The sequence below is a fragment of the Streptomyces sp. GQ60 genome (genome assembly GCF_059758875.1).
In genome coordinates, this window is record NZ_JCAXEG010000005.1 from 1 (window position 1) to 20443 (window position 20443).

The 20443-nt window shown below is 71.1% G+C and carries 12 protein-coding genes and 1 tRNA gene; 10 read left to right on the forward strand and 3 right to left on the reverse strand.

Annotated features, from left to right (window positions below):
- The first annotated feature begins 3 nt into the window (after nt 1-3).
- Together AC6CKD_RS14275 and AC6CKD_RS14280 are read left to right on the forward strand one after the other, a co-directional pair.
- A tRNA-Thr gene (locus tag AC6CKD_RS14275) sits at nt 4-79 on the forward strand.
- 104 nt (nt 80-183) lie between these two features.
- On the forward strand, nt 184-822 hold the full coding sequence (locus AC6CKD_RS14280) for a hypothetical protein (RefSeq protein WP_498327600.1): 639 nt from the start codon (nt 184-186) through the stop codon (nt 820-822).
- A gap of 361 nt (nt 823-1183) precedes the next feature.
- Here the strand turns inward: AC6CKD_RS14280 and AC6CKD_RS14285 are convergent, their stop codons facing one another.
- Nucleotides 1184-3706: a SpoIIE family protein phosphatase gene (locus AC6CKD_RS14285; protein ID WP_498327601.1), complete on the reverse strand. Its 2523-nt coding sequence runs from the start codon at nt 3704-3706 to the stop codon at nt 1184-1186.
- Between the two features lie 240 nt (nt 3707-3946).
- On the opposite strand from AC6CKD_RS14285, the gene AC6CKD_RS14290 reads away from it, so the two are divergent.
- The 8 genes from AC6CKD_RS14290 to AC6CKD_RS14325 all read left to right on the forward strand — a co-directional run bounded on the left by AC6CKD_RS14290 (nt 3947) and on the right by AC6CKD_RS14325 (nt 17925).
- Nucleotides 3947-9499, forward strand: coding sequence for a HAMP domain-containing hybrid sensor histidine kinase/response regulator (locus AC6CKD_RS14290; RefSeq protein ID WP_498328108.1), 5553 nt, complete (start codon nt 3947-3949; stop codon nt 9497-9499).
- 229 nt (nt 9500-9728) lie between these two features.
- Nucleotides 9729-10415, forward strand: a complete 687-nt coding sequence (locus tag AC6CKD_RS14295; protein ID WP_498327602.1) for a response regulator — start codon at nt 9729-9731, stop codon at nt 10413-10415.
- A 246-nt stretch (nt 10416-10661) separates the two neighbouring features.
- The gene (locus AC6CKD_RS14300) at nt 10662-13469 is read left to right on the forward strand and encodes an FtsK/SpoIIIE family DNA translocase (RefSeq protein ID WP_498327603.1); all 2808 of its coding nucleotides are present in this window, start codon (nt 10662-10664) and stop codon (nt 13467-13469) included.
- A 204-nt stretch (nt 13470-13673) separates the two neighbouring features.
- Nucleotides 13674-14570 carry a helix-turn-helix domain-containing protein gene (locus AC6CKD_RS14305; protein ID WP_498327604.1) on the forward strand — a complete coding sequence of 299 codons (897 nt, stop codon included), beginning with the start codon at nt 13674-13676 and terminating at the stop codon, nt 14568-14570.
- A 113-nt stretch (nt 14571-14683) separates the two neighbouring features.
- Nucleotides 14684-16183: a 30S ribosomal protein S12 methylthiotransferase RimO gene (gene rimO, locus AC6CKD_RS14310; RefSeq protein ID WP_498327606.1), complete on the forward strand. Its 1500-nt coding sequence runs from the start codon at nt 14684-14686 to the stop codon at nt 16181-16183.
- Nucleotides 16180-16836 carry a CDP-diacylglycerol--glycerol-3-phosphate 3-phosphatidyltransferase gene (gene pgsA, locus AC6CKD_RS14315; RefSeq protein WP_498327607.1) on the forward strand — a complete coding sequence of 219 codons (657 nt, stop codon included), beginning with the start codon at nt 16180-16182 and terminating at the stop codon, nt 16834-16836. The genes rimO and pgsA overlap by 4 nt, the downstream gene beginning before the upstream one ends.
- Nucleotides 16837-16898: 62 nt before the next feature.
- A complete protein-coding gene (locus AC6CKD_RS14320; protein ID WP_498328110.1) occupies nt 16899-17438 on the forward strand; it encodes a CinA family protein in 540 nt (179 codons plus the stop codon).
- A gap of 109 nt (nt 17439-17547) precedes the next feature.
- The gene (locus AC6CKD_RS14325) at nt 17548-17925 is read left to right on the forward strand and encodes a helix-turn-helix domain-containing protein (protein WP_274549825.1); all 378 of its coding nucleotides are present in this window, start codon (nt 17548-17550) and stop codon (nt 17923-17925) included.
- A gap of 723 nt (nt 17926-18648) precedes the next feature.
- On the opposite strand, the gene AC6CKD_RS14330 is transcribed toward AC6CKD_RS14325, so the two are convergent.
- Both AC6CKD_RS14330 and AC6CKD_RS14335 read right to left on the reverse strand, forming a co-directional pair.
- A complete protein-coding gene (locus tag AC6CKD_RS14330; protein ID WP_498327609.1) occupies nt 18649-19416 on the reverse strand; it encodes an SDR family NAD(P)-dependent oxidoreductase in 768 nt (255 codons plus the stop codon).
- A gap of 36 nt (nt 19417-19452) precedes the next feature.
- Nucleotides 19453-20322 carry an Fpg/Nei family DNA glycosylase gene (locus tag AC6CKD_RS14335; protein WP_498327610.1) on the reverse strand — a complete coding sequence of 290 codons (870 nt, stop codon included), beginning with the start codon at nt 20320-20322 and terminating at the stop codon, nt 19453-19455.
- Nucleotides 20323-20443: the final 121 nt, after the last annotated feature.

The window sequence follows — 20443 nt, forward strand, 5'->3', positions numbered from 1 at the left end:
CCCGCCCTTTTAGCTCAGTCGGTAGAGCGTCTCCATGGTAAGGAGAAGGTCAACGGTTCGATTCCGTTAAAGGGCTCCAAAACGAGAAGGCCCCCGCCATTGGCGGGGGCCTTTTTGCGTTTCCGGTTCCGTGAGTATCCTTCGAGTTGATCTTGAAGAGGTATTCATGGGGAGGGACGCGTGATGTCGGATCAGACTCCGGCCGAGGCCGAGTTCGAACAGGCCTGGGCCGACGAGAGGTATACCCGCGCGGTTCTGCCGGCCGTGGACGTGAACCGGATCCTGGGGGAGCGGTACGTCGCCGGAGAGCCGGTGGGCCTGGACCGGGCGGGGATGTGGGACATGGAAGTCCGGAAGGCCGGCAATCCGGGTGCCTTCATTCCGCAGGTCATCAAGGAGGGCACTGCTTCCGCCTGGGTGCCGGGCCGCACGGGCGCGGAGCTGGGGGCCGAGTTCGTCAGGCAGTCGCAGCAGAGGCTGTGGCTCGCGCCGGACGAGTACGGGCTCGTGCTCGAAGAGACGTACCTGAACCACGACCGGCAGGTGGTCACCTTCCTCGGCCGGGAGACCGTCTTCGACGTACAGGGCGGTCCGCTGCACGCGGACGGCCGCCAGCCGTTGTTCCACGTGCAGCACGGGGTCGCCGGTACCGACGAGCGGCCGCTGAACACCTGGCGGATCGTGCTGCTGACCGAGGAGCCGGACGACCGGCTGGTGAAGGTCTTCGACCGGATGGCTGGTGATCCCTGGCTGCCCGAGTTCGTCGAGCTGTATGTGCGGGACGTGCTGGGGATCGCGCTGACGCGGCGGAGTGACGTCTGAAGTCAAGCCCCGAATCTTCGGGTCGTGACCATGGGCGGGGTTCGGGGCGCAATGGGATCAGTAGGAGTCCCAGCCCCTTGATCCACGGGAGGAACGCTCATGAGTACCGAACGGATCCCGCACCTCGTCCGCACGTCCAGGACGGCCTCGGCTGCCGACGACGCCTCCCCGTCCCCCTCCCCGTCCCCCTCCCCGTCCCCCTCCCCGTCCCCCTCTCCGTCCTCTTTCCGGTCCGACGCCGGCCGTGACGCGGTCGTCGATACGGGCAGTACGCCCTGGACCGCGGAAATGGCGGCCCCGTCGTTCATGATCCTGGTTGCGGGGCCGCCTCGTCGGTGAGTGGTGTGGCGCGGCGGCGTCCTCAGTCGCCGTCGCGCTGGCGGGGGATGCGGAACGCCAGGATGGCCATGTCGTCGGAGGCCGGTTCGGCGGCGAAGCGTTCCACCGCGCGCAGGACGCGGGAGGCGACGGCGCCGGCGGTGAGCCCCGTACAGGTGGTGAGGACCTCGGCGAGGCCGTCGTCGCCGAGCATGCGGGAGCCCTCGCGGCGTTCGGTGACGCCGTCGGTGACGCAGAGCAGGACGTCGCCCGGGTCCAGGGTCAGGGTCTGCTCGTAGAGGTCAAGGTCGTCGAGGACGCCCAGGAGGGGCTGCGGGTCGGCGGCCGGGGTCACTTCGCCGTTCGGCCGCAGGCGCAGCGGCAGCGGGTGGCCCGCGCAGACGACCTTCATGTGGGCGCTGCCGTCGGGCTGGGGGTGCAGTTCGCCGTAGAGGAGGGTGAGGAAGCGGCTGCGGTCGCCCTCGTCGAGGATCGCCGCGTTGAGGCGCTCCAGTACGGCCGGACCGCCGAGGCCCTCGCGGGCCAGGAGGCGCAGGGCGTGGCGGGCCAGGCCGGTGACGGCGGCCGCCTCCGGGCCGGTGCCGCAGACGTCGCCGATGGCGAACCCGTAGACACCGGGGCGGATCGGGAAGACGTCGTAGAAGTCGCCGCCCACCTCGTTGCCCTCGCCGGCGGCGCGGTAGATGACCTCGACCTCGATGCCGGGGATGGCGGGGGAGCCGGGCGGCAGCAGGCTGCGCTGGAGGGAGCGGCTGATGGCGGTGCGCTCGGAGTACAGGCGGGCGTTGTCCAGGGCGAGGGCGGCGCGGCGGGAGAGGTCCTCGGCGAGTTCGAGGATCTCCTGCCGGAAGTGCTCCTCGGAGGGCTTGCCGAGGGTCAGCATGCCGATGACGCGGTTGCGGGCGAGGAGGGGGAGGACCACCGTTTCGCCGCCGACCGCGATCGCGGTGGCTGGCCAGGGGCGGGCGCCGGCCTCGCGGACCGGTTCGGGCGGGCTGACCTGGGAGAGCAGGGCTTTGAGGCCGTCGATGCGTTCCTCGTCCTCGTGCAGGACGTACGAGAGGAACGGGTCGGAGGCCTGGTCGGCGATCGTGTACACCGCGCACCACGTGGCGAGGGTGGGGACGGTCATCTGGGCCATGAGGGCCAGGGTCTGGTCCCGGTCGAGGGTGCCGGCGAGCAGGTCGGAGGCCTCGACGAGGAAGGAGAGGGAACCGCGGCGCAGTCGTTCGAGCTCGCCGAGGCGGGCCGATTCCACCGCGAGGGCGATGCGGTCCGCGGCGAACTGCAGGCGCAGTGCGTCGTCGTTGGAGTAGCGGCCGGGGATCTCGGCGGCCACGCCGAGGGAGCCGGTGAGGCGGCCTTCGACCTTGAGGGGGACGGTGATGGCGGAGCGCATGCCGGTGGCTTCCAGGAGGGGAACCGCACCGGGGACGACGATGAGGTCCTCGTGGACGGCGGGCATGCGGGCGCTGCCGTACCGGTTGGTGCCGGCTTCGACGGGGACGCGGGCGAAGCGCTGACGGGTGGAGGGCAGGCCGGTGGTGGCCCGGACTTCGAGCTCGGTCTCGTCGTCGGTGGCGAGGAGGAGGAAGGCGGAGTCGGCGTCGAGGAGGTCGCGGGCGCGTTCCACGGTGCGCTGGAGGAGGCCGTCGAGGTCGTCCGGGGCGGGGGAGCCGATGAAGATCTCGAAGGGGTCCGTGGGGCGGGCCTCGGTCAGGTGGCCGCCGTCCATGGGGACCCGTACGGGGCTCTGCAGCAGGGCGCGCTCGTCGTCGTGCACGAGCAGGCAGACGATGGAGGGCTCACCGTGGGCATCGCGGACCCGCAGGTGGGAGGCGTAGATCGGGATGACGCGGCCGTCGGCGCCGCGGATGCCGTAGCTGCCCTCCCAGCGGGACAGGCGCAGGGCCTCGGCGATGCCGGTGCCGGTGCCGGGGGTCTGCGGCCAGGCGGCGAGCTCGGCGAGCGGGCGGCCGACCGCCTTCGAGGCGAGGTGCCCGAAGATGATCTCGGCGTCCTCGTTCCAGGCGGAGACGGTGCCGGCGGCGTCGATCTGGACGACGGCGACGCGGACCCGGCTGTCGGCCAGGGGGAGGAGCTGGTCCGGGACCACGGGTCCCGCGGAGCGGGTACCGACCGGACGGTCCGGCATGTCGAGCCGGAACCACACGTGTTTGTGCGCGGCCGTGTACTCGACGCCCCAGCGGGTGGCGAGGGCGGCGCAGAGCATGAGCCCGCGGCCGTTCTCGCGGTCGGGGTCCGCGTACGGGCGCTCGCCGGGGTGCTGGAGCGGGAGCTCGCGCTCCGGGTAGCGGTCGGCCACCTCTACCCGTACGCCGTCCTCGGTGCGCAGGCACAGGACCTCGGCGCGGGTCCCGGCGTGGACGACGGCGTTGGTGACGAGCTCGCTGGTGAGGACCACCGCGTCGTCGATGATGTCCGCGAAACCCCAGCCCTGGAGGGTGTCGCGGACGAATGCGCGGGCAGCAGCGACCGAACGCCCCTGTGGATCGAAACTGGCAGCCGCCCGTGCCGTGATCACAAGTCTCCTTCGACGCGGTGGACAACGGATGCCAGGTTACTTACCTTCACGGTCGCCATGGTGCCGTCGTCGGGGAATCCACCCGCAGGGTGTGGCCGGTGTGCGATGGTGCCGGAGTGTTATGGCCGGGTTCGGCAGGGGTGAAACACTGGGCAGGCTTGGAGTCGGGTAATACATGACGGCGCAGATGGGCACGGCGTAGATGGGCACGGCGTAAGTGGACGCGGTCTGATGAACAAGATGCCCGGTGGAACAGTGGTCGACCCCTTCGGGAGGGACACGGTGGAGGCTGGCGCGGCGGTGCGGCGTACGGGAACGCGCCCGAAGGGAGGACGCTCCCGGCGGGGCGGGACGACGGAAGTCGATACCGCGGCCCTGAACAGGCTGCTCACGGCCCTGGTGTCGATGCGGGACGGGAACTTCCGCAAGCGGTTGACGGTGTCCGGCGACGGGGTGATGGCGGAGATCGCCGCCGTCTACAACGAGGTCGCCGACCGCAATCTCCACCTGACCGGGGAGCTGTCCCGGGTGCGGCGGATGGTGGGCCGCGAGGGCAAGCTCAGCGAACGGCTGGAAACGGGTGCCTGCGAGGGCTCCTGGGCGGCCGCGATCGACGCCTCGAACCAGCTGGTCGATGACCTGGCCCGGCCGGTGTCCGAGGTGGGCCGGGTGCTGTCGGCGGTCGCCGAGGGTGACCTCGATCAGCGCATGGACCTGCGGACCCAGGCCGCGGAGGGTGCCGGGCACCCGCTGCGCGGGGAGTTCCTGAAGGTCGGGCGGACGGTCAACAACCTGGTCGACCAGCTCTCCGCGTTCACCGACGAGGTGACGCGGGTGGCGCTGGAGGTGGGTACCGAGGGCAAGCTCGGCGGCCAGGCACAAGTGCGCGGAATGTCCGGATCCTGGAAGGATCTGACCGACTCCGTCAACACGATGGCGTACCGGCTCACCGCTCAGGTGCGTGATATCGCTCTCGTGACCACGGCGGTGGCCAAGGGCGACCTGTCGCGCAAGGTCACGGTGCACGTGGCCGGCGAGATGCTGCAGCTGAAGAACACCGTGAACACGATGGTGGACCAGCTCTCCTCGTTCTCCTCCGAGGTGACCCGCGTGGCCCGCGAGGTGGGTACGGAGGGTGAGCTCGGCGGTCAGGCGAAGGTGCCCGGGGTCGCCGGCGTGTGGAAGGACCTGACCGACTCCGTCAACACGATGGCGGGCAACCTGACGGCACAGGTGCGCGGCATCGCGCAGGTGACCACGGCCGTGGCCAACGGCGACCTGTCGCAGAAGGTCCGGGTCAGCGCGCGCGGCGAGGTCGCGCAGCTGGCCGAAACGATCAACCAGATGACCGAGACGCTACGGACCTTCGCGGACGAGGTCACGCGGGTGGCCAGCGAGGTCGGGGCGAAGGGCCTGCTCGGCGGGCAGGCGCAGGTGCCGGGCGCGGCCGGGACGTGGAAGGACCTCACCGACTCGGTGAACACGGTCTTCCGCAACCTCACCACGCAGGTGCGCGACATCGCCCAGGTGACGACGGCGGTGGCGAACGGCGACCTGTCGCAGAAGGTCACCGTGAACGTGGCCGGCGAGATGCTGGAGCTGAAGAACACCGTCAACACGATGGTGGACCAGCTCCAGTCCTTCGGTGCGGAAGTGACGCGGGTGGCCCGTGAGGTCGGCGTCGAGGGCGAACTGGGCGGGCAGGCGCAGGTGCCGGGCGCGGCGGGGACGTGGAAGGACCTCACCGACTCGGTGAACACCGCCTTCCGCAACCTCACCGGCCAGGTTCGCAACATCGCCCAGGTGACGACGGCGGTGGCCAACGGCGACCTGTCGCAGAAGGTCACGGTCGACGTCTCCGGCGAGATGCTGCAGCTGAAGAACACCGTGAACACGATGGTGGACCAGCTGTCCTCCTTCGCCGACCAGGTCACACGGATGGCACGGGACGTGGGCACGGAGGGCCGGCTCGGCGGCCAGGCACGGGTCGAGGGGGTGTCCGGCACGTGGAAGGAGCTCACCGACTCCGTCAACTTCATGGCCGGGAACCTGACCTCCCAGGTGCGCCAGATCGCCCAGGTGACCACGGCCGTGGCACGCGGCGACCTCTCCCAGAAGATCGACGTGGACGCGCGCGGCGAGATCCTGGAGCTGAAGAACACCATCAACACCATGGTCGACCAGCTCTCGGCCTTCGCCGAGCAGGTGACCCGGGTGGCCCGGGACGTGGGTACGGAGGGCCGGCTCGGCGGTCAGGCGCAGGTGCCCGGTGTGGCCGGCGTGTGGCGCGATCTGACGGACTCCGTGAACGGCATGGCGGGGAACCTGACCTCGCAGGTGCGCAACATCGCGCAGGTCGCCACCGCGGTGGCGCGCGGCGACCTGTCGCAGAAGATCGAGGTCGACGCCCGGGGCGAGATCCTGGAGCTGAAGAACACCCTCAACACGATGGTCGACCAGCTTTCGAACTTCGCGGAGCAGGTGACCCGGGTGGCCCGGGAGGTGGGCACCGAGGGCATCCTGGGCGGCCAGGCCGAGGTGAAGGGCGTCTCCGGCACCTGGAAGGACCTCACCCAGTCCGTCAACTTCATGGCGAACAACCTGACCTCGCAGGTGCGCAACATCGCCGAGGTGACCACGGCGGTCGCCATGGGCGACCTTTCCAAGAAGATCACCGTCGATGCCAAGGGCGAGATCCTGGAGCTCGTCACCACCGTGAACACGATGGTGGACCAGCTGTCGTCCTTCGCCGAGCAGGTGACGCGGGTGGCCCGCGAGGTGGGCACCGAGGGCATCCTCGGCGGCCAGGCCCGGGTGCGCGGGGTCACCGGCATCTGGAAGGACCTCAGCGACAACGTCAACACCATGGCCGGCAACCTGACCGCCCAGGTGCGCGGGATCGCCCAGGTGTCGACCGCGGTGGCCAACGGCGACCTGACCAAGACGGTCACCGTGGAGGCGCGCGGCGAGGTCGCGCAGCTCGCCGACACCGTCAACACCATGGTCAAAACGCTGTCCTCCTTCGCGGACGAGGTCACGCGCGTGGCCCGCGAGGTGGGTACGGAGGGCCGCCTGGGCGGCCAGGCGCACGTGCCCGGCGTCTCCGGGACGTGGAAGGACCTCACCGACTCGGTGAACTTCATGGCCTCCAACCTCACCGGCCAGGTGCGGCAGATCGCCATGGTCACGACCGCCATCGCCAAGGGCGACATGACCAAGAAGATCGACATCGACGCGCGCGGTGAGATCCTGGAGCTCAAGACCACCATCAACACGATGGTCGACCAGCTCTCCTCCTTCGCCGACCAGGTGACCCGCGTGGCCCGCGAGGTGGGTACGGAGGGCATCCTCGGCGGCCAGGCCCGCGTCCGGGACGTGGACGGCACCTGGCGGGACCTGACCGAGTCCGTGAACGAGATGGCCGGGAACCTCACCCGGCAGGTGCGTGCCATCGCGGCCGTCGCCACCGCGGTGACGCGGGGCGATCTCAACCTGAAGATCGACGTCGACGCGGCCGGTGAGATCCAGGTCCTCCAGGACAACCTCAACACGATGATCGCCAACCTGCGCGACACCACCTTGGCCAACAAGGAGCAGGACTGGCTCAAGGGCAACCTCGCCCGCATCTCCGCCCTGATGCAGGGCCGCCGCGAGCTGGACGACGTGGCCTCGCTGATCATGAGCGAGCTGACCCCGGTGGTGTCGGCGCAGCACGGCGCGTTCTTCCTCGCGCTGCCGGCCGGCGGAACCACCGAGATCGGGACGGACGGGGGCGCGGAAGGCTCGTACGAACTGCGGATGCGCGGGAGCTACGCGTACGCCGGCGGTCAGATGCCCATCTCCTTCCGGCCGGGGGAGGGACTGATCGGGATGGTCGCCGAGGAGAAGCGGATGGTGCTCATCGAGAACACGCCGCCCGGCTACCTGAAGATCTCCTCCGGCCTCGGGGAGGCCCCGCCGGCGCACGTGATCGTGCTGCCGGTGCTCTTCGAGGGGAAGGTGCTGGGCGTCATCGAGCTGGCTTCCTTCCAGCCCTTCACGCAGATCCAGAAGGACTTCCTCAGCCAGATCGCCGAGATGATCGGCACGAGCGTCAACACCATCTCCGTGAACTCCAAGACGGAGATGCTGCTCAAGCAGTCGCAGGAGATGACCGAGCAGCTGCGCGAGCGCTCCGACGAGCTGGAGAACCGGCAGAAGGCCCTCCAGGCGGCCAACGCCGAGCTGGAGGAGAAGGCCGAGCTGCTGGCCCAGCAGAACCGGGACATCGAGGTGAAGAACACCGAGATCGAGGAGGCCCGGCAGGTCCTGGAGGAGCGCGCCGAGCAGCTCGCGGTCTCGATGCGGTACAAGAGCGAGTTCCTGGCGAACATGTCGCACGAGCTGCGGACCCCGCTCAACTCCCTGCTGATCCTGGCCAAGCTGCTCGCCGACAACGCGGACGAGAACCTCTCGCCCAAGCAGGTGGAGTTCGCCGAGACCATCCACGGGGCCGGCTCCGACCTGCTCCAGCTGATCAACGACATCCTCGACCTGTCGAAGGTCGAGGCCGGGAAGATGGACGTCTCCCCGACCCGGATCGCGCTGGTCCAGCTCGTCGACTACGTGGAGGCCACCTTCCGGCCGCTCACCGCGGAGAAGGGCCTCGACTTCTCGGTACGGGTCTCCCCGGAGCTCCCGGCGACCCTGCACACCGACGAGCAGAGGTTGCTCCAGGTGCTGCGGAACCTGCTGTCGAACGCGGTGAAGTTCACCGACACCGGCGCGGTGGAGCTGGTGATCCGGCCCGCCGGGGCCGACGTGCCCATCGCGATCCGCGAACAGCTCCTGGAGGCGGGTTCGCTGCGGGAGGCGGACGCCGACCTGATCGCCTTCTCGGTGACCGACACCGGGATCGGGATCGCCGCGAGCAAGATGCTGGTGATCTTCGAGGCGTTCAAGCAGGCCGACGGCACCACCAGCCGCAAGTACGGCGGCACCGGCCTCGGACTGTCCATCAGCCGGGAGATCGCCCGGCTGCTGGGCGGGGAGATCCACGCGGCGAGCGAGCCCGGCCGCGGGTCGACCTTCACCCTGTACCTGCCGCTGCACCCGAGCGAGCTGCCCCCGCAGGGGTACGCGCCGCCGACGCCCGGCGGGGCGCGCGGGGAGCTGTACCGCCGCCCGGCCGCCGAGGAGGTGCGGCCCGAGCTGCCGGCGGCGCCGGTGGCGCAGGGCCCCGTAGCGCCCGTGGGGCCGATGTCGCTGCCGCGGGCCGGGGAACCGGTCGGGCAGGGGTCCTCCGCGTTGTTCCGGCGGCGCCGCAAGGCGATGGCCGAGCCGCCGCTGCGGGCCGAGGTGCCCGGACAGGGCGACGCGGACGCGTGGGCCGTGGAGGAGCCGCTGCCCCAGGCGCCGCGGACGTACGACTTCCACGGCGAGCGGGTGCTGATCGTGGACGACGACGTGCGCAACGTCTTCGCGCTGACCAGCGTGCTGGAGCAGCACGGGCTGGCGGTGCTGTACGCGGAGAACGGCCGGGAGGGCATCGAGGTCCTGGAGCAGCACGACGACGTGGCGCTCGTGCTGATGGACATCATGATGCCGGAGATGGACGGGTACGCGACGACCTCGGCGATCCGGCGGATGCCGCAGTTCGAGGGGCTGCCGATCATCGCGCTGACGGCGAAGGCCATGAAGGGGGACCGGGAGAAGGCGATCGAGTCCGGTGCCTCGGACTACGTGACCAAGCCGGTCGAACCCGACTACCTACTGTCGGTCATGGAAGGGCACATGCGCGGGGCCGGGGCGTGACCGGTCGGGCGGAGGGGGACTCCCGAGGGAACCTTCTGCCCTTCCACCACGTTTCCGCTTCGTGCGCTGTGACATCTTGGTGACAGGGTGTGGCGATCTCGGGACTGGGGCTACGATGACCGGCACAAGGACGGACGGCGCAAGGATGCCGTCCTCTGGGGCGGGGCCCGGCGCACAGGCCGGAGCCAGGAGCCGGGGAGGCCCCATGCCGGGGCGAGGAGGACAGGGCATGGTGCAGAAGGCCAAGATCCTCCTGGTCGACGACCGGCCGGAGAATCTGCTGGCGCTGGAGGCCATCCTCTCCGCGCTCGATCAGACACTGGTCCGGGCGTCGTCGGGGGAGGAAGCGCTCAAGGCGCTGCTGACGGACGACTTCGCGGTCATCCTGCTCGACGTGCAGATGCCGGGCATGGACGGGTTCGAGACGGCCGCGCACATCAAGCGGCGGGAGCGGACCCGGGACATCCCGATCATCTTCCTCACGGCGATCAACCACGGCCCGCACCACACCTTCCGCGGGTACGCGGCGGGCGCGGTGGACTACATCTCCAAGCCCTTCGACCCGTGGGTGCTGCGGGCCAAGGTCTCGGTGTTCGTCGAGCTGTATACGAAGAACTGCCAACTGCGCGAGCAGGCGGCGCTGCTGAGGCTCCAGCTGGAGGGCGGCAGCTCCAACGGTGCGGTGGACGGCTCCAAGGAGACGGCCGGCCTGCTGGCCGAGCTCTCCGCGCGGCTGGCCGCCGTGGAGGAGCAGGCGGAGGCGCTGACCAAGCAGCTCGGGGAAGAGGCGGCCGACGCCTCGGTGGTGGCCACGGCCGCTCATCTCGAGCGCAAGCTCACCGGACTGCGGCGGGCGCTCGACGCGCTGGAGCCGGGGACCGGCGGCGGGGCTCCCGTACTGCCCGCTCAGGGCTGAGCCCCGCGCGGGCGGCTCGCGGCCCGGCGTGCGGGAGTCCGGTGTGACGGCGGACCGGCGTGAGGGCGCGTACGGGCCCCACGTACGGGCCCGTCTGGCGGGCCGTCAGGTCTGGCGGGGCGTCATGGCGGGCCGACGGTACGGGGCGAGGGCGCGGGCGCTCCCACCCGAGACTCGAAACGACACGAACGGGTGAAGGGGTGGGCACGCGTGTCCACCGGCGCGCGCACCGGTAACCTCGGGCGCATGGCCTCAAGTACGTCCGGTAAGGGTTCCCAGAGCACGGCGGGCGCCGCGAAGGGCCGCACCGGCCGTACGACGGCGCCGGCGAAGAAGGCTGCCCCAGCCCGCAAGCCGCCCGCCAAGAAGGCGGCGCCCGCCGGCAAGCGCGCACCCGTCAAGAAGGTCGCGCCCAAGCCCGCGCCGTCCCCCACCGGGGGAGTGGTGCGGCTGGTGCGCGCCTTCTGGCTCGGCATCGCGCACGCGGTCGGCGCGATCTTCCGCGGCATCGGCCAGGGTGCGAAGAACCTCGACCCGGCCCACCGCAAGGACGGCCTCGCCCTGCTGCTGCTCGCGCTCGCGCTGATCGTCGCCGCCGGGACCTGGTCGAACCTGAGCGGGCCCGTCGGGGATCTGGTGACCATGTTGGTCACCGGCGCCTTCGGGCGGCTCGACCTGCTCGTGCCGGTCCTGCTCGGCGTCATGGCGGTACGTTTCATCCGCCATCCCGAACAGGCCGACGCCAACGGCCGCATCGGCATCGGGCTCTCCGCGCTGGTCATCGGAGTCCTGGGGCTCGTGCACATCGCCTGCGGAGCCCCCGGGCGCGACGAGGGCACCACCGCGATGCAGAACGCCGGCGGGCTGATCGGCTGGGGCGCCTCGAAGCCGCTGATCTTCACGATGGGCGCGCCGCTGGCCGTGCCGATGCTGGTGCTGCTCACCGTCTTCGGGCTGCTGGTGGTTACCGCCACCCCCGTCAACGCGATCCCGCAGCGGCTGCGGAGCGCGGGCATCCGCCTCGGGGTCATCGCTCCGAACGAATACGACGCCGAGTACGGGGACCCCGCGAGCGCGGCCTCGGCCGCCGCGGACCGGCACGATGCCGAGCAGTGGCGGGCCCGCTCCGGCGCCGACGGGCCGGGAGACCCGGCGGACGCCGCCGAGGAGGAGGCGCTCGCCCGGCGGCGGCGCCCCCGGCGGGCCGCGGGCCGGCCGGCCATGGACCGCGGGATGGACGCCGTCGACGTGGCCGCGGCGGCCGCCGCCGCGCTGGACGGGGCGGTGTACGGCGGGATGCCGCCCTCCCCGCTGGTCGCCGACCTCACGCAGGGCATCTCGGGGGAGCGCGAAGGTCGCGAAGGTTCAGAGATCACCGCTCCGGTCCCGGCGGCCCGGGAGGAGGGGCCCGCCCGGGAGGAGCGGCCGGCCCCCGAGGCGAAGCCCGCCGCGGACGCGGCCGCGCCGCACGACACCACGGCGGCGGCCTCCGGGACGCTGTCCGTTCCCGACCTGACCAAGGCCCCGCCCCAGACCCAGGCGCTGCCGCCCCGCGCCGAGCAGCTGCAGCTCCGCGGGGACATCACGTACTCCCTGCCCTCGCTGGACCTGCTGGAGAAGGGCGGGCCGGGCAAGACCCGTAGCGCCGCGAACGACGCGGTCGTGGCCTCGCTGACGAACGTGTTCATGGAGTTCAAGGTCGACGCGAAGGTCACCGGTTTCACCCGGGGGCCGACGGTGACCCGCTACGAGGTGGAGCTGGGCCCGGCCGTGAAGGTCGAGCGGATCACGGCGCTGGCGAAGAACATCGCCTACGCCGTGGCCTCGCCCGACGTGCGCATCATCAGCCCGATCCCGGGCAAGTCGGCGGTCGGCATCGAGATCCCGAACACCGACCGCGAGATGGTCAACCTGGGTGACGTGCTCCGGCTGGCGGACGCCGCCGAGGACGACCACCCGATGCTGGTGGCGCTCGGCAAGGACGTCGAGGGCGGCTACGTCATGGCCAACCTGGCGAAGATGCCGCACGTGCTGGTCGCCGGAGCCACCGGTTCCGGAAAGTCCTCCTGCATCAACTGCCTGATCACCTCGGTGATGGTGCGGGCCACCCCGGAGGACGTCCGGATGGTGCTCGTGGACCCCAAGCGGGTGGAGCTGACGGCGTACGAGGGCATCCCGCACCTGATCACGCCGATCATCACCAACCCCAAGCGGGCCGCCGAGGCGCTCCAGTGGGTCGTGCGCGAGATGGACCTGCGCTACGACGACCTGGCGGCCTTCGGGTACCGGCACATCGACGACTTCAACAAGGCGATCCGCGACGGCAAGATCAAACTGCCGCCGGGCAGCGAGCGCGAGCTCAGCCCGTACCCGTACCTGCTGGTGATCGTCGACGAGCTCGCCGACCTGATGATGGTGGCCCCGCGCGACGTGGAGGACTCGATCGTCCGCATCACCCAGCTGGCCCGCGCGGCCGGCATCCACCTGGTGCTCGCGACCCAGCGGCCCTCGGTGGACGTGGTGACGGGTCTGATCAAGGCGAACGTGCCCTCGCGGCTGGCCTTCGCCACCTCCTCGCTCGCCGACAGCCGGGTCATCCTCGACCAGCCGGGTGCGGAGAAGCTCATCGGCAAGGGCGACGGGCTGTTCCTGCCGATGGGCGCGAACAAGCCCGTGCGGCTCCAGGGGGCCTTCGTCACCGAGGACGAGATCGCCGGGATCGTGCAGCACTGCAAGGACCAGATGGCGCCCGTCTTCCGCAACGACGTCACCGTCGGGCAGAAGCAGAAGAAGGAGATCGACGAGGAGATCGGCGACGACCTGGACCTGCTGTGCCAGGCGGCCGAGCTGGTCGTCTCGACGCAGTTCGGGTCCACCTCGATGCTCCAGCGCAAGCTGCGGGTCGGGTTCGCGAAGGCCGGGCGGCTGATGGACCTGATGGAGTCGCGGGGGATCGTCGGACCGAGCGAGGGGTCGAAGGCGCGCGACGTGCTGCTGAAGGCCGACGAACTGGACGGCGTGCTCGCGGTGATCCGGGGGGAGACTCCCGAGTAACGCGCAAAGGATCGGGGGCAACCGTTTCCCCCGGTCCCGTGTCTAGTTGAGGGAGGTGGCGGCCTGTTCCGGGTCGCCGCACCGGGCGGGAGCTCTTTGGCCATTCGTATGGCGTAGGGAGTCCCCCCTCCGGTTGCCTCACCCTTTCGTCACCCCCCTAGACTGGACATCCAGCAGGTGGCTACACGCTCGAAAGGCGCCCTCGTGTCCATCGGCAACGCCAACTCCCCCGAAGAAGAGCGGCCTTCGACCGACGACCGGTCCGAGGACCGCCTCGTCGAACGTTCCGTCGAAGAGCCGTCCATCGGGACGGCCCTCAAGAAGGCCCGGATCGCCGCCGGGCTGACTGTCGACGAGGTCAGTTCCACCACCCGCGTGCGCATTCCGATCGTGCACGCGATCGAATCCGACGATTTCACGCGCTGCGGCGGCGATGTCTATGCCCGCGGCCACATCCGTACGCTCGCCCGTGCCGTACGACTCGATCCGGAACCCCTGATCGACAGCTACGACGCGGCCCACGGCGGCCGGCCGGCACCCACCCCCGCCGCGCCCCGGTTCGAAGCCGAGCGGATCCGCCCCGAACGGCAGCGGCCCAACTGGACCGCCGCCATGGTCGCCGCCATCGTCGCCGTGATCGGCTTCGTCGGCTTCACGGCCTTCGGCGGCACCGACGAGAAGACCAAGCGGCCGGTGGCGGAAGGTTCCTCCGCGCCGAAGCCCGCACCCACTCCGAACGCGTCCAAGCCCTCGGTCCAGGCACCGCCGGCGCCTACGGCTCCCAAGCCGGAGCCCTCGGACAGCGCCATCGCCGCCGCGCCCAAGGGCCTCGTCACGGTCGTCCTGACGGCCAACGACGGCGAGAGCTGGATCTCGGCCAAGGACCACAGCGGCCGGCTCCTCTTCGACGGCACCCTCGAACAGGGTCAGTCGAAGACGTTCACGGACAAGGAGTCCATCGACCTGGTGCTCGGCGATGCCGGGGTCGTGAAGCTCTTCGTGAACGGCAAGGAGATCAAGGACGAGTTCCAGCCCGGACAGGTGGAACGTCTCACATACACCAAGGACGACCCCCGTGAGGGCCAGGCCCAGGCGGGCTGACCAGCAGGGAATAAAACGTTCCGGATCCCCGGGGTGCCGCGCCGCACCCCGGGGATCTTGTCGTCCGGGACGGGAGGCGGGGGCCGGTGCCGGGACGAAGTAGTCTTGAGTCCATGCCCGAACGCCGTACCGTCGCCCTTGTCACTCTTGGCTGCGCCCGTAACGAGGTGGACTCGGAGGAGCTCGCAGGCCGCTTGGCGGCGGATGGCTGGGAGCTCGTCGAGGACGCCGCCGATGCGGACGTAGCCGTCGTCAACACCTGCGGCTTCGTCGAAGCCGCCAAGAAAGACTCCGTAGACGCCCTGCTGGAGGCCAACGATCTCAAGGATCACGGCCGCACGCAGGCCGTCGTAGCCGTCGGCTGTATGGCCGAGCGCTACGGCAAGGAACTTGCCGAAGCGCTCCCCGAGGCCGACGGCGTGCTCGGCTTCGACGACTACGCCGACATCTCCGACCGCCTCCAGACCATCCTCAACGGCGGCGTCCACGCCTCCCACACCCCGCGCGACCGGCGCAAGCTGCTGCCGATCAGCCCGGCCCAGCGCCAGGACGCCGACGTGGCCCTGCCGGGCCATGCGCAGGCCCCCGACGAGACGGCCGCCCCCGCGGACCTTCCGGAGGGCGTCGCGCCCGCCTCCGGTCCGCGTGCGCCGCTGCGCCGCCGCCTGGACAAGAGCCCGGTCGCCTCGGTCAAGCTGGCCTCCGGCTGTGACCGGCGCTGCTCCTTCTGCGCCATCCCGTCCTTCCGCGGCTCCTTCATCTCCCGCCGCCCCAGCGACGTGCTGGGCGAGACGCGCTGGCTCGCGGAGCAGGGCGTCAAGGAGATCATGCTGGTCTCCGAGAACAACACCTCGTACGGCAAGGACCTGGGCGACATCCGCCTGCTGGAGACCCTGCTGCCCGAGCTGGCCGAGGTGGACGGCATCGAGCGCGTCCGCGTCAGCTACCTCCAGCCCGCCGAGATGCGGCCCGGCCTGATCGACGTACTCACCTCGACCCCCAAGGTCGTCCCGTACTTCGACCTCTCCTTCCAGCACTCGGCCCCCGACGTGCTGCGCGCCATGCGCCGCTTCGGTGACACCGACCGGTTCCTGGAGCTGCTGGACACCATCCGCACCAAGGCCCCGACGGCCGGCGTCCGGTCCAACTTCATCGTCGGCTTCCCCGGCGAGAAGGAGTCGGACTTCGCCGAGCTGGAGCGTTTCCTCACCAGCGCGCGGCTCGACGCCATCGGCGTCTTCGGCTACTCCGACGAGGACGGCACCGAGGCCGTCACCTACGAGAACAAGCTGGACGCCGACACCATCGCCGAGCGCCTCGCCCACATGCAGCGCCTCGCCGAAGAGCTCACCTCGCAGCGCGCGGAGGAGCGGATCGGGGAGACCCTGGAAGTGCTCGTCGAGACGGTCGTCCCGATCGACGAGGCGGAGGACGGCGAGGGAGCCTACGGGCGCGCCGCCCACCAGGCCCCCGAGACCGACGGCCAGGTCGTCTTCACCGACGGCGCGGGCCTCGTCCCGGGGCGTATCGTCACGGCGAAGGTGGTCGGCACCCTGGGTGTGGACCTGGTGGCGGAGCCCCTGGGCATGGATCTTGAGGAGGCGGCCGGATGACCGGAGCCCCGGCATCTGCGGCGGGCGGGACCGGCCGTCGGCCCGCGCCCGGCGCGAAGCTGGGCGCCGCGGCGGTCAATCAGGCCAGCCTGTGGAACATCGCCAACATCCTGACGATGATCCGGCTGGTCCTGGTGCCGGGATTCGTGATGCTGCTGCTCGCCGACGGGGGCTACGACCCCGTCTGGCGGGCGCTGGCGTGGGCGGCGTTCGCCGTCGCCATGATCACCGACATCTTCGACGGGCATCTGGCCCGTACGTACAACCTGGTCACTGACTTCGGGAAGATCGCCGACCCCATCGCCGACAAGGCGATCATGGGGTCGGCATTGGTGTGTCTGTCCTGGCTCGGCGACCTCCCCTGGTGGGTCACCGGGGTGATCCTCGGCCGGGAACTCGGGATCACGCTCATGCGTTTCTGGGTCATCAGGTACGGAGTGATCCCGGCGAGCCGGGGCGGGAAGCTGAAGACCCTGACCCAGGGCGTGGCGGTGGGCATGTACGTGCTCGCGCTGACCGGGCCGCTGGCGACGCTGCGGTTCTGGGTGATGGCGGCCGCCGTCGTCCTGACCGTCGTCACCGGTTTGGACTACGTCCGGCAGGCCGTCGTGCTCCGCCGCAAGGGGTTCGCCGCAGAGCGTGCCGCGCGGTGAACTTGCCGGAGTACGACGCGGTTTTGCAAGAGGCGGGTGGTTCTTCGGTGGCCGGTGGAGCGCTGCGGAATGCCGCGGGTGCTGCTGGGGACAGTGGGGCGGTCGCGGCCGATGTGCTGCGACTCCTCGCGGAGAGTAACGGTACGGTCGCGGTGGCGGAGTCGTTGACCGGCGGCATGGTGGCCGCCGAGCTCACGGCGGTCCCGGGCGCATCGAAGTCCTTCCGCGGGTCCGTGACGGCGTACGCGACCGAGCTGAAACACCGGGTGCTGGGCGTGGACGCCGAGCTGCTCGCGGCCGAAGGTGCGGTGAACCCGCAGGTCGCGGAGGAGATGGCGGTCGGAGTGCGGCGCGTGCTCGGTGCCTCCTGGGGCATCGCGACCACCGGGGTGGCCGGTCCCGAGCCGCAGGACGGGCAACCGGTGGGCACCGTTTTCATCGCCGTGGCGGGCCCCCGGGGCAGGAAAACGGCCCGGCTGCGGTTGAAAGGCTCCCGTGCGGAAATCCGTAGGGAGAGTGCACGGACAGTGCTCGAGCTGCTCGCGAGCGAACTCCGCGAGAATCTGCGGGGGCAGGATACGGAACAGGACGGGGGGATTTGATGTTTGCAGCCCTGAGTGAACACGACATCGCTCCCCGCACGGCCGCCGCGCGAGGCGGTACGGTGGGGCGTGAAGGTTACGGCTACACGGTCAGAGGAGGGAGCCACCGATGATTCTGCTCCGTCGCCTGCTGGGTGACGTGCTGCGTCGGCAGCGCCAGCGCCAGGGCCGTACTCTGCGCGAAGTCTCCTCGTCCGCCCGAGTTTCGCTCGGCTATCTCTCCGAGGTGGAGCGGGGGCAGAAGGAGGCATCTTCCGAGCTGCTCTCCGCGATCTGCGACGCGCTTGACGTACGGATGTCAGAGCTGATGCGGGAAGTCAGCGACGAGCTCTCGCTCGCCGAGCTGGCCCAGTCCGCCGCGGCGAGCGAACCGGTGTCCGCACCGGTCCGCCCGATGCTCAATTCGGTATCCGTGGCCTCGGTCACGGGTCCGGAACGGGTGACCATCAAGGCGCCCGTGGAAGCGGTGAATGTCGTAGCCGCGTGATGCGTGCGTGAGTGAGTCGCGTGAGCGTCTGTCCGTGCGCGTGAGTGTGTGCGTGCGCGGCGTGCTGAGCGTATGAGTGTGGCCGGAGCCCCGGCCGGTGCCCTTGGGTGCCGGGCGGGGCTCTTTGCCGTGGTGGGTGTGAGTGGTGTTCCGCTGCGGCGCGGAGGGGGAGCGGGCGGGGTGCGGGCGGGGTGCGGGTACGGGCGGGGTGCGGGAGGATGGGCCCGTTCGGGTCTCCGGCCCCTGGAGGTGGCCGTGCGGCGGTTGCTGGGTATACCCGTGGGTCTGGCCCTCGCGCTGTCGGTGGGCGTCCTGTGGTGGTGGGCCGTGCTGCGGCTCGTGCTGGCACCGGCCGAGGCCGGGCCGGTGGAGGGTGCGGTCGCCGTCGGGGGATGGGGGCTGGGGCTACTGCCGGTGCACGTCGTGCCGGGGCCGCTGGGTCGCCGTCGTGGGGCTGCGGGCGGTGTGCGTGGTGACGGGGGCGGAGCCGGGGGCGGCGGGGGTGTCTCGGGCGGTGGTGGTGGTGCTGAGTGGGCTGCTGCCGGGTCGGTGGGGGTGGGGGAGGCGGGGGCTGTGACGCCGGGGGGCGGGGATCCGGGGGGAGGCTAGGCGGGCGCCGGGTGCGGGTGCGTGCCGCGTGGGCCGGTGGCGCGTGGCGGGTGGCGTGTGGGCGTGGGCCGGGTGCCGGGTGGGCGGATGTCGCGTGGGTGGTCGGGTGGCCGGCTACCAGGGCATGGAGACTCCACCGTTCGGGCGAAGGATCTGGCCCGTCATGAAGGACGAGGCGTCCGAGGCGAGGTAGAGCACCGCCTGGGCTATGTCCTCGGGCTCGCCCACGCGGCGTAGCGGGGACATGCGCGTCATCACCGCCTCGGTCTGCTCCTGGACCTCGGGGCTGTGCCGGCCGGTCATCGGGGTGCGGATCCAGCCGGGCGCGACGGCGTTCACGCGGATGCCGTGCGGGCCGGCCTCGGTGGCGAGGGTTTTGGTGAGCTGGACGACGGCGGCCTTGGCGGCGCTGTAGCAGAGCAGGCCGGGCTGGGCGGCGTCCACGGCGCCGGAGGCCATGGTGATGATCGAACCGGGCCGACCGGCCGCGATCATGGCACGGGCCGCCTCCTGGCAGGTGCGCAGGACCCCCTTGAAGTTGATGTCCAGGACCCGGTCGAGGTCCTCGTCGGTCGTTTCCAGGACGCTGCTGCGGTGCATGATCCCGGCGATCGCGGCGGTGACGTCGAGCGGGCCGGCCTGTGCGATCGCCGCCCTGATCGCGGCGCGGTCGGTCACGTCGAGGGGGTGGGCGGTGGCCCGGCCGCCGGCCTTGGCGATCAGTTCGACGGTCTCCTGGAGGCCTTGGGCGTCGCGGTCCGCGCAGTGCACGGCGGCTCCGGCCTCGGCGAGGAGTACGGCGGTGGCCCGGCCGATGCCGCTGGCGGCGCCGGTGACCAGGGCGGTGCGGCCGGTGAGTTCGTACGCGCTGGGTGTAGGCATGCGGGGACGGTACGACCGGATCTGACGGGGCGTCAACTAAGGTGTCGGGCCGGATTGGCACCGGGGACACCAGTAGGTGGGGCGGCCGTCCTGGGGGGCCTCGCGGACGGGAGTGCCGCAACGCAGGCAGGGGCGGTGGGCGCGGCCGTAGACGAACAGGTCCTGGCCTGGGCGGCGGCTGCCGGTGGTGTTGCGGCGGCGGGCCTTGTTCGCGTCGAGGAGGCGGTGCGCGGCGGCGGCGAGGCGGGGGAGGGTGGCGGCCGGCAGATCGCCTACCGGGGTCCAGGGGGTGACCTGGGCGAGGAAGCAGAGCTCGGCCTTGTAGATGTTGCCGATGCCGGCCAGGTTGCGCTGGTCGAGGAGGGCTTCGCCGAGGGGGCGGGCGGGGGCGGCGAGGAGGTTCGCGGCGGCGACGGCCTCGTCCCAGTCGGGGCCGAGGAGGTCGGGGCCGAGGTGGCCGACGGCGCGGTGCTCGTCGGCGGTGCGGAGCAGTTCGACGACGGGGAGGCGGTAGCCGACGGCGGTGTGGTCGGCGGTGGCGAGGATGACGCGGATCTCGTGGGCGGGGCCGGGTAGGCGGGGTGGGGCGGGGGCGCCGGCGGCGGTGGTGGGGGTGGGGAGGATGCGCCAGGCGCCGTCCATGCGGAGGTGGGTGTGGAGGGTGAGGAGGGGGTGGGGGGTGGTTTCCGGTCCGGGTCCGGTGCCGGGTCCGGTGTCGGGGGCTGCGGATTGGCCGAGGCGGATGAGGAGGTGCTTGCCCCGGGGGACGACTTCGAGGGTGGTGAAACCGGTGAGGTCCGCGGTGGCGAAGCGCGGGACGCGGAAGTCGGAGCGGGTGATCTCCTTGCCCGCGAGGGCTTCGCGGAGCCGGGCCGCGGTGCGGTAGACGGAGTCTCCTTCGGGCATGCGTTCATTCTCCTGCGGGTCGGGATCGTGGAGCGGCCCGGGGCGCCGCCGTGCGGTGCTTGCTCCCCGGCCCGCCCCTCCTCAGTTCCCCGGGACTCCGCCCCGGATCCCGGTTCTTGGC

What these genes read in the sequence shown, in the direction of transcription:
- AC6CKD_RS14295 (WP_498327602.1), top strand. Translation starts at nt 9,729, where the DNA reads ATGGTGCAGAAGGCCAAGATCCTCCTGGTCGACGACCGGCCGGAGAAT.
- AC6CKD_RS14335 (WP_498327610.1), bottom strand. Translation starts at nt 20,322, where the DNA reads ATGCCCGAAGGAGACTCCGTCTACCGCACCGCGGCCCGGCTCCGCGAA.
- AC6CKD_RS14325 (WP_274549825.1), top strand. Translation starts at nt 17,548, where the DNA reads ATGATTCTGCTCCGTCGCCTGCTGGGTGACGTGCTGCGTCGGCAGCGC.
- AC6CKD_RS14330 (WP_498327609.1), bottom strand. Translation starts at nt 19,416, where the DNA reads ATGCCTACACCCAGCGCGTACGAACTCACCGGCCGCACCGCCCTGGTC.
- AC6CKD_RS14290 (WP_498328108.1), top strand. Translation starts at nt 3,947, where the DNA reads ATGCCCGGTGGAACAGTGGTCGACCCCTTCGGGAGGGACACGGTGGAG.
- AC6CKD_RS14300 (WP_498327603.1), top strand. Translation starts at nt 10,662, where the DNA reads ATGGCCTCAAGTACGTCCGGTAAGGGTTCCCAGAGCACGGCGGGCGCC.
- pgsA (WP_498327607.1), top strand. Translation starts at nt 16,180, where the DNA reads ATGACCGGAGCCCCGGCATCTGCGGCGGGCGGGACCGGCCGTCGGCCC.
- AC6CKD_RS14280 (WP_498327600.1), top strand. Translation starts at nt 184, where the DNA reads ATGTCGGATCAGACTCCGGCCGAGGCCGAGTTCGAACAGGCCTGGGCC.
- rimO (WP_498327606.1), top strand. Translation starts at nt 14,684, where the DNA reads ATGCCCGAACGCCGTACCGTCGCCCTTGTCACTCTTGGCTGCGCCCGT.